The 8,425-nt window shown below is 71.1% G+C and carries 7 protein-coding genes and 2 pseudogenes; 4 read left to right on the top strand and 5 right to left on the bottom strand.

Going from position 1 to position 8,425, the window contains the following annotated elements; all coding sequences use genetic code 11:
- The 3 genes and pseudogenes from E7Z54_RS21080 to E7Z54_RS21070 form a co-directional block, all read right to left on the bottom strand.
- Window positions 1-787: pseudogene (locus E7Z54_RS21080) on the bottom strand (hypothetical protein); the annotation flags it as partial.
- A gap of 372 nt (window positions 788-1,159) precedes the next feature.
- Entirely contained in the window at window positions 1,160-1,879 is a 720-nt protein-coding gene (locus E7Z54_RS21075; RefSeq protein ID WP_136436698.1) for a TIGR03936 family radical SAM-associated protein, read from the bottom strand.
- A gap of 16 nt (window positions 1,880-1,895) precedes the next feature.
- Complete coding sequence (locus E7Z54_RS21070; protein WP_240769821.1) at window positions 1,896-3,086, bottom strand: winged helix DNA-binding domain-containing protein; 1,191 nt, start codon at window positions 3,084-3,086, stop codon at window positions 1,896-1,898.
- A gap of 23 nt (window positions 3,087-3,109) precedes the next feature.
- Between E7Z54_RS21070 and E7Z54_RS21065 the strand changes: the two genes are divergently transcribed.
- Window positions 3,110-3,808 carry a DUF4190 domain-containing protein gene (locus E7Z54_RS21065; RefSeq protein WP_136436697.1) on the top strand — a complete coding sequence of 233 codons (699 nt, stop codon included), beginning with the start codon at window positions 3,110-3,112 and terminating at the stop codon, window positions 3,806-3,808.
- A 44-nt stretch (window positions 3,809-3,852) separates the two neighbouring features.
- Here E7Z54_RS21065 and E7Z54_RS21060 read toward each other — a convergent pair whose 3' ends face one another.
- Entirely contained in the window at window positions 3,853-4,086 is a 234-nt protein-coding gene (locus tag E7Z54_RS21060; RefSeq protein ID WP_136436696.1) for a hypothetical protein, read from the bottom strand.
- Between E7Z54_RS21060 and E7Z54_RS21055 the strand changes: the two genes are divergently transcribed.
- Both E7Z54_RS21055 and E7Z54_RS21050 read left to right on the top strand, forming a co-directional pair.
- Window positions 4,076-4,492 carry a hypothetical protein gene (locus E7Z54_RS21055; RefSeq protein ID WP_136436695.1) on the top strand — a complete coding sequence of 139 codons (417 nt, stop codon included), beginning with the start codon at window positions 4,076-4,078 and terminating at the stop codon, window positions 4,490-4,492. The two genes, E7Z54_RS21060 and E7Z54_RS21055, sit on opposite strands and share 11 nt — an antisense overlap.
- 1 nt (window position 4,493) lies before the next feature.
- Window positions 4,494-5,321, top strand: coding sequence for a septum formation family protein (locus E7Z54_RS21050; protein WP_136436694.1), 828 nt, complete (start codon window positions 4,494-4,496; stop codon window positions 5,319-5,321).
- 498 nt (window positions 5,322-5,819) lie between these two features.
- Here E7Z54_RS21050 and E7Z54_RS21045 read toward each other — a convergent pair whose 3' ends face one another.
- Window positions 5,820-7,790 (bottom strand): TIGR03960 family B12-binding radical SAM protein, encoded by a 1,971-nt coding sequence (locus tag E7Z54_RS21045; protein WP_136436693.1) that lies wholly within the window; start codon window positions 7,788-7,790, stop codon window positions 5,820-5,822.
- A gap of 134 nt (window positions 7,791-7,924) precedes the next feature.
- On the opposite strand from E7Z54_RS21045, the pseudogene E7Z54_RS21040 reads away from it, so the two are divergent.
- Window positions 7,925-8,425 (top strand): annotated as a pseudogene (locus E7Z54_RS21040) (hypothetical protein); the annotation flags it as partial.

The following is an 8,425-nucleotide window of genomic DNA, read 5'->3' as shown; positions in this document are numbered from 1 at the left end:
AGCCAGCCGGCTTGCGACGGCGCCGGCCACCACGGCGGCGCCGGCGGCGGGCCTGGCCGGACGGCGAGCCGTCCTCCTCGTCCTCGTCCTCGTCGGCCTCGTCGGCGTCCTGCTCCTCGGCCTGCGACGCCTCGGTGGGGTCGACGGCGCCCTCTGCCGGGGTCTCCTCGTCAGTCGGCTCCGGGGTCGCGGCGGTCTCCGCCGACGTCTCCGCCGCAGCGTCCTCGGCGCTCTCCTCGGAATCCTCGTCGATCGCCTCAGGCTCCTCGACAGGGGCGACCTTCTTCGCCGCCGCTCGCGGGGCCCTCGCCTTCCGCGGCGCGGTGGTCTTCTGGGGAGCCTGGAACAGCACGGCGGTGCCGGACGTGCTCGCAGCGGCCTCGTCGGTGTCGGTCACGGCCTCGGCGGCAGCGTCGGGCGCGAGCTCCAGCTGCTCGGACTGCGGCGCCGCGGCGGCCTTGGCGGTGGTCTTCTTCGCCGCCGTCTTCTTGGCGGTGGTCTTCTTCGCCGCCGTCTTCTTGGCCGCGGTCTTCTTCGCCGCCGTCTTCTTGGCCGGCTTGGCGGGCTTCTCGGTCTTCTCGGCCTTCTCGGGCGCCGCGGCCTTCTCGTCCGCGGCCTTCTCGTCCGCGGGCTTCTCGTCCGCGGGCCTCTCGTCCGCGGGCTTCTCGGCAGGCTTGTCGGGCCGGCCGCTCTCCGCGGCCTGCTCGGCGAGCTGCGGCGTCTCGACCGACTCGTCGGTGCCGGTGGTGTCGGTGGTGTCGGTGGTGTCCGTGGGCGCGTCGCTCATTGCGCTACTCCTCGACCCAGGCGCTTCCGCGTCCCGGTGTGTCATCGGCACTCACCCGGGGGCGGCGCCGTAAGCCTTCGTGGGACGACACCCTCCGCAGGAGCGTCACTGGAGGCCGGGCCCTCACCTGCCGCGGTCGCCGTGTGCGTCGCGGTCTGGCTCGAGTAGGTCCTCCACCGTGCCGTCCGGCAGTCACCTGCCGAGCGGCGAGAACGTCGTCGGATCGTCGTGCGCGGTCCCGGTCTGGGACGCGCACGGGTTTCGATCTGTGGCGAGTATCGCACAGGCCTTCGAAGCGCCCGGCATCCCGACCGAGCCGGGCGAGCCGTCCCGGCGTCCGGGAAGCCCAAGCAGCGGCCAGTCAGCGGCCAGTCAGCGGGCAGTCAGCGGGTCGCCGACGGTGCCGCTGGAGCGGTCGAGCGGACCCTGGGCGAGGCGGGTGAGCAGTGCGGTGCCCGGCGTGGCAAGGCCGGCCACCTCACGAAGGCCGGTGAGCACGTCGTCAGGACGTACGGCGGGCACGGTGTGCTCCAGGACGAGGTCGAGCTCCCCCTCGGGGGTCACGTCGAGCCGGATCACCGCAGCCCGGCAGTCGAAGCTCCGCATCCCCTTCTTCGTCATCCGCTCGACGAGAACGGAGTCGGTCGCGAGGAAGGCGGCCACGGCGGCGGAGACCTCCTCGACCGGGGTCTCGCCCAGCGCGATCCGCCACTGGCTCGCGGTGAGCAGGTCCGAGAGCGATCCGGCGCTGGACTCGGCGGAGTCCACGATCGCCACCACGTCCAGCCCGTCGGGCAGCACGGCGTCCAGTTCGCGACCGATCTCGGCCGGGTCACGCTGCTCGGCGAGGCCGAGCTCGACGTACTCCGCCTCACTGGCGGCTCCGGTCGGTGACGCGCCGGCGTAGGAGATGCGCGGGTGCGGGTGGAACCCCGACGAGTAGGCCATCGGGATCGCGGCGCGGACAACGGCCCGCTCGATGGCGCGGCTGACGTCGCGGTGGCTGGTGAACCGGAGTCGTCCGCGCTTGGCGTAGCGGATCCGCAGCCTCTGGACGGGCGGTGCCTGCTGCTCGGGCTGGACGCGACTCACGGGCGCTGATCCTAGGTCAGCCGAGGAGCTCGCCCCTCATCTGCGGCGAGGCGTACACGTTGACGATGCGCACCCCGTCGAGCCAGGCGGTGAGCTTCTCGGCTGTCGTGTCGAGGGCGGTCCTTCCCTCGCGAGGGACCTCCTGCCGCAGCACGACCCGAACCCTCGCGTCCTCGTCCTGCACCCAGCAGCCGACGATCCGGCCGTCCCACCAGGCCGTGTTGCCGGCGTTGCCGTTGGTGTCGAAGAGGAACGGCCGGTCCGCCGGGTCGAGGTAGAACCCGCGCTCCTTCCAGCCCATCACGGTCGGGTCGAGGGTCGGCAGCAGCGCGGCCCACGGCCCGATCGGCTCCACCGGACCGAGGTCGTCCGGGAGGACCCAACCGGTGCTCCCGCCCTCCAGCTCGACCGGGACCGCCTCGAGCTGGGCGAGCGCGTGTCGGACGATGGTCTTGGTGGCGCCCAGCCACCAGACGATGTCGGACTCCGTCCCCGGGCCGAAGGTGGCCAGCCAGCGGCGGACCAGCTCGGAGTATCCCTCCGCCTCGGCCAGCGGCGACGGCATCTCGGGCAGCCAGCGGTCGGTGAGGGTCCAGGTGGGCTTGTTGAGCCGCCAGTGACCGGCGTTGGCGGCGCGGACGATCCGGCCCTCGGCGCCCAGGAGGGTCATCACCTGCGGCGCGATCGGGCTGGGGCCGCCCCACTTCTTCTCGGGCGTCCCGCGCGTGATCCGGCCCGCGAGCACGGTGAGCGCCTCGCGCAGCTGGGAGGTGGTGCGCGGCTGCCCGTCGGCGAGCTCGGCCAGCACCGCCTCGGACGCCGCACGGATCCATGCCTCCGGGTCGGTCGTGAGCCCGGCGGCCTCGACGTCCTTGGCCAGCCTGGCCCGCTGCTGGCGGGCCACCCGGGCCGCCGCACTCCCCCATGCCGCGGGCAGAAGGTCGCGCGGGAACGCGAAGAGGGTGCGGCGCATGGCCAGCTGCTTCACGAGGGCGCGGTCGTCGTACAGCGCTCGGTCGACGTCCGCGACCGTCACGCCGGGGACGCGTGCCCAGAGCGAGAGCTGGACGGTCGCCGCCTCGGTCGCGTGCAGCACGGTCATCGCCTCGGTGGCCGCCTCCACCGTCGGCATCCCACGGGCGAGGCCATGACGTAGCGCGAGCCGGGTGCGGCGCTCGGTGTCACTGATCTTCAGCACGAGGGACATCGTTCACCACTAGGCTCTCGCGGGTGAGCGATCCGTACGGCAATCCCTATGGCCAGCCCTATGGCCAGCCCAACCCCTACGGCGCGGGCGGCGGGGGCGCGTACGGCGCACCACCGGGCGGCGGCTTCCCGAACCAGCAGCCGAAGACCGACGGGGTGTCTGTCGCGTCGTTCGTGCTGAGCCTGCTCTGCTGCACCGGACTGCTCGGCCTGATCCTCGGGTTCGTGGGCCTGTCGCGCACCAAGGGTGGCAAGCGCAAGGGCCGCGGGTTCGCGATCGCCGGGATCGTGCTCGGCCTGCTGGGGACGATCGCATTGGTGGCCACGATCATCGCGGTCGCGACCGGGGGCCTGAAGGGCCTGCTGCCGACGGCGGTCAACGACCTCAAGGACGGCGAGTGCATCACCGCTGACGGCCTCGCCGAGGACGACGGCGGCGTCACCAACATCAAGGTCGTCGACTGCGACCAGGAGCACGACGGCCAGGTCATCGGAACGAAGAAGCTCACCTCGTCCGAGGCGGCCGACTACGACTTCGAGAGCCAGGAGGACATCCTCGACAGCTGCACGCCGATGCTCGACGGCGGCGAGAACGCGTTGGTCGCCGACCCCCAGTACTACCTGATCGCCCTGACCCAGCAGGAGAAGCCGTCGTCCGGCGACCAGGTCGCGTGCATCATCACGCTGCGCAACGGGGACCCGCTCGACAAGAAGCTCCCCTGACCCGGGCCCGCCCGTGAGCAACCCCTACGGCGGGGCTACCAGCCCTACGAACCACAGCCGAACCAGTTTGGCGGCTCGCCGTCCGACGCACCGAACCCGTACGGCGCGAGCGCGGCAAGGCCCACCACCGACGGGATCTCGATCGCGGCGTTCGTCTGCTCGCTCTCCTGCTGCGGGGCCCCGGTCGGGATCGCTCTCGGCATCGCCGGACTGGTCCGCACCAAGAACGGCAGGCGCTCCGGTCGCTGGGCCGCGGTCGCGGGCCTGGTGATCGGCATCGTCGGCTCCATCTCCCTGGTCGGCGCGCTCGTCGGCCTGGTCTGGTTGGGCAACTCCCTCGTGCTCGAGGACGAAGCGCGGGTCAGCCAGTGCGTCGACACGCGGACGGTGTTCGACAGCGTCGACCTCTGGGAGGCCGACTGCGGCGAGCCGCACGACGCCGAGATCGTCGCCGTCGGCGAGTTCGACGGTGACCTGATCAGCAGGTACGACGCAGCCTCCGTCGAGGACTTCTGCATCGAGGTCACGACCGAGGACCGCTACCGTCCACTGTTGCGCTCCGGTGAGTACGACGTCGCGGTCTCGACGGACGCGCTCGACGACGACGATCCCGAGTTCGGCGACCACTTCGCCTGCTTCCTCGAACGGTCCGACGGCGAGCAGCTGACGGGACCGGTGGGCTGACATGTCCGACCAGGGACTGACACCGCCGGGGCCGCCGGTCGAGCCGGAACCGCCCTGGCGGACGGACCCCCCGGCGGGCCGCCCGCCGCACGGCGGCCCGCCACCGGACCCCTACGGCCCGGCGTACGACAACCCCTACAACCAGCCGATGGCCGGCCTCGGTGCCGCCCGAAGGCCCGCCGACCGTGGCCTCGGTTGGACCGGGTTCGGGCTGGCGATGACGATCTGCCTCCCCTGCCTGCCGCTGGTCGGCCTGGTGATCGCGATCATCACGCTCGCGCGGGGGAAGTTCGAGCCGCGATGGCTCGCCGTGCTCGCCGTCGTCATCGGTCTGACCTTCAGCGCCGTCCAGGCACTGCTCGCACCGGACATGATCGAGGCCTTCCGGGAGGGCGTCGAGGAGGGCATCGAGGCGGGCATGGAGAACCCGGACGGCGACGACGACACGGTCCTCTCGACGAAGCTGCGCACTGGCGACTGCTTCAACGACGCGGTGCTCAAGGGGCTCGACGAGGAGGAGACGGCCGATGCGGGCGAGGTCGAGGTCGTCCCGTGCGACCAGCCCCACGACTTCGAGGTCTACGCGACCATCGTGGTCGAGGGCCAGAGGTTCCCCGGGAACAAGGTGATCGAGCAACGCATCCAGGAGTGCGTCCCGGCCTTCCGCAAGTTCGTAGGCGTCTCGTACCAGGACTCGCGTTACGAGATCTACCAGTACCTGCCGAACCGGAGGTCGTGGAAGTACGCCGACGACCGCACCATCTCGTGCGTCATCGCGCACCCGAAGCTCAAGAAGCTGACCCGCAGCCTGCGGAACGTGCGCCGTTGAGCGTAGTGACCCCGCTCCCGAGCCGGAGTTCGCTGGAAACTCCACACCTTCTCCCAGGCGGGAGCATGTCCGGCAAGTGGTGCACATCGAGATCCCGTACTACAACCGCGACGGCGTCCCGGAAGTTCTACGGGGAGACGTTCGGTGGCAGCTGGCGCCCAGTGCGGAGATGAACCACACGATCGTGATGACCGGCCCGAGCGACCCGGAGCGGGTCCGACCGAGTCGGGCTTCATCAACGGTGGGATGTTGGAGCGCAGCGCCGACGTCCCGGTTAAGGCACCGAACATCGTGATCGACGTGCCGAGCGTCGACGACGCCCTGCGTTAGGTCGAGGAGGCCGGAGGACAGTCCGTGGCCGAGAAGATGCCGATCGAGGACATGGGTTCGTCGGATACCTCATCGATACCGGAAGCCGGCCGCTCGAACGCCCGCGCCGTCACCGAGAGCGGGAGCTCTGCCAGGTGGAACGTCTGAACGGCCAGGATGCGCTGGTGCTCAGACCACGCTGAGCGGTAGCAGCTGCTGGCCAGTGGGTCCGATCTGGATCTCGGTGCCCATCTCCGGGCACACGCCGCAGTCGTAGCAGGGCGTCCAGCGGCAGTCCTCGACCTCGACATCGGAGGAGCCGTCAGCGACCGCGAGGGCGTCCTCCCAGTCGGCCCACAGCCAGTCCTTGTCGAGCCCGGAGTCCAGGTGGTCCCACGGCAGGATCTCGTCGTAGCCACGCTCGCGGGTGGTGAACCAGGCGAGGTCGACGCCGGTGCCCTCGAGCGCGCGCTCGGCGGCGGCGATCCAGCGCTCGTAGGAGAAGTGCTCGCTCCAGCCGTCGAAGCGGCCGCCGTCGCGCCAGACCTCCTCGATGATCCGACCCACGCGGCGGTCACCGCGGGACAGCAGTCCCTCGACGATGCCGGGCTGGCCGTCGTGGTAGCGGAAGCCGATCGCGCGGCCGAACCGCTTGTCGGCGCGCACCACCTCGCGCAGCTCGCGCAGCCGGCGGTCGGTGGTCTCGACGTCGAGCTGCGATGCCCACTGGAACGGTGTGTGCGGCTTCGGCACGAAGCCGCCGATCGACACCGTGCAGCGGATGTCGTTGCGCCCCGACACCTCACGGCCGGTGGCGATCACCCGCTTCGCGAGCTCGGCGATCTGCAGGACGTCCTCGTCGGTCTCGGTCGGGAGGCCGCACATGAAGTAGAGCTTCACCTGCCGCCAGCCGTGGCTGTAGGCCGCGGCGACGGTCCGGATCAGGTCGTCCTCGGTGACCATCTTGTTGATCACCTTCCGCATCCGCTCGCTGCCACCCTCGGGCGCGAACGTCAGGCCGGAGCGCCGGCCGTTGCGGGAGAACTCGTTGGCCAGCGTGATGTTGAAGGCGTCGACCCGCGTGCTCGGCAGCGACAGCGAGACGTTGGAGCCCTCGTAGCGGTCGGCCAGGCCCTTGGCGACCTCGCCGATCTCGGTGTGGTCGGCGCTCGAGAGGGAGAGCAGGCCGACCTCCTCGAAGCCGGTCTTCTTCACGCCGTTGTCGACCATCGCGCCGATCGTCTCGATCGACCGCTCGCGGACCGGTCGGGTGATCATGCCGGCCTGGCAGAACCGGCAGCCGCGCGTGCAGCCGCGGAAGATCTCCACGCTGAACCGCTCGTGCACGGTCTCGGCCAGCGGCACCAGGGGGTTCCGCGGGTACGGCCACTGGTCGAGGTCCATCAGCGTGTGCTTGCGGACCCGCTCCGGCGCGTCCGGGTGGTTGGGTACGACGGACGCGATCGCGCCGCTGTCGTCGTACTCGACGTCGTAGAGCTTGGGGACGTAGACCGAGCCGGACACCGCCAGCCGCCGCAGCAGCTCGTCGCGACCACCCGGGCTCCCCTCGGTCTTCCACTCCCGCACGAGCTCGGAGATCTTCAGCACGACCTCCTCACCGTCGCCGAGGACCGCGGCGTCGATGAAGTCGGCGATCGGCTCGGGGTTGAACGCGGCGTGGCCGCCGGCGATGACCACCGGGTGCTCGTCGGTGCGGTCGACGGCATGGAGCGGGATGCCGGCGAGGTCCAGGGCGTTGAGCAGGTTCGTGTAGCCCAGCTCGGTCGAGAAGCTCACGCCGAAGAGGTCGAACGCGCCCACCGGGCGGTGGCTGTCGACGGTGAACTGCGGGATCTGCTGCTCACGGAGCAGCTTCTCCATGTCCGGCCACACGGCGTAGGTGCGCTCGGCGAGGATCCAGTCGCGCTCGTTGAGGACCTCGTAGAGGATCTGCACGCCCTGGTTGGGCAGGCCGACCTCGTAGGCGTCGGGGTACATCAGCGCCCAGCGGACCGTCGGTCCGCCATCGTGGGCGGCCGCGCAGTCCCAGTCCTTGGAGACCATGTTGAGCTCGCCGCCGACGTACTGGATCGGCTTGGACACCGACAGCAGGTGGGGCTCGAGCCGGGGGAAGACGGACTCAACGGACTGGACGGACATGGCCCCGATTCTACGGTCCGCGGCGGTCCCGCCCGGCATCGTCGCTGGCCCTCCCCCGTAGGATCCGCCCCCATGGGACCCAGCAGGACGGGACGGCTCGGCTGGCCCGCCCTCCCCTTCCTGACGGTGGCGCCGTGAGGCGACGGACGGTCACGAGCCTGGCCGTCGGGGCGCTCATCGCCGTCGTCGCCGGTGGGTGCTCCTCCGAGGAGCCGCAGGACTCCGAGCGCATCGTGCTGTCGCCGGCGTCCGACGGCGCCGGCCACACCCATGCGCCGGGCCAGGAGCACGGCGACGCGGCGCCGATCGGGGACGGGACGAAGGAGTCGGCCGGCGGCTACACCCTCGACGACGTCCACCTTCCCGCTGCGACGCGGGGGCCTGGCGAGATGTCGTTCCGGATCGTCGACCGTGCCGGCAGGCCGGTGACGGAGTACGTCGAGGAGCAGACCAAGCTGCTGCACCTCTACGTCGTGCGGGAGGACCTCAGCGGCTTCCGCCACGTGCACCCGACGCTCGGCGACGACGGCACCTGGCGGGCGCCGGTCGACCTCGGCGAGCCGGGACCCTGGCGGGTGGTCGCCGAGTTCACGCCGACCGGCGTGGACCGCCCGGTCCTCCTCGGGACGACCGCC

It is taken from the genome of Nocardioides sp., from assembly GCF_004803405.1.
Lineage (GTDB): Bacteria > Actinomycetota > Actinomycetes > Propionibacteriales > Nocardioidaceae > Nocardioides > Nocardioides vastitatis.
This window is presented reverse-complemented; position numbering and strand designations above follow the sequence as displayed.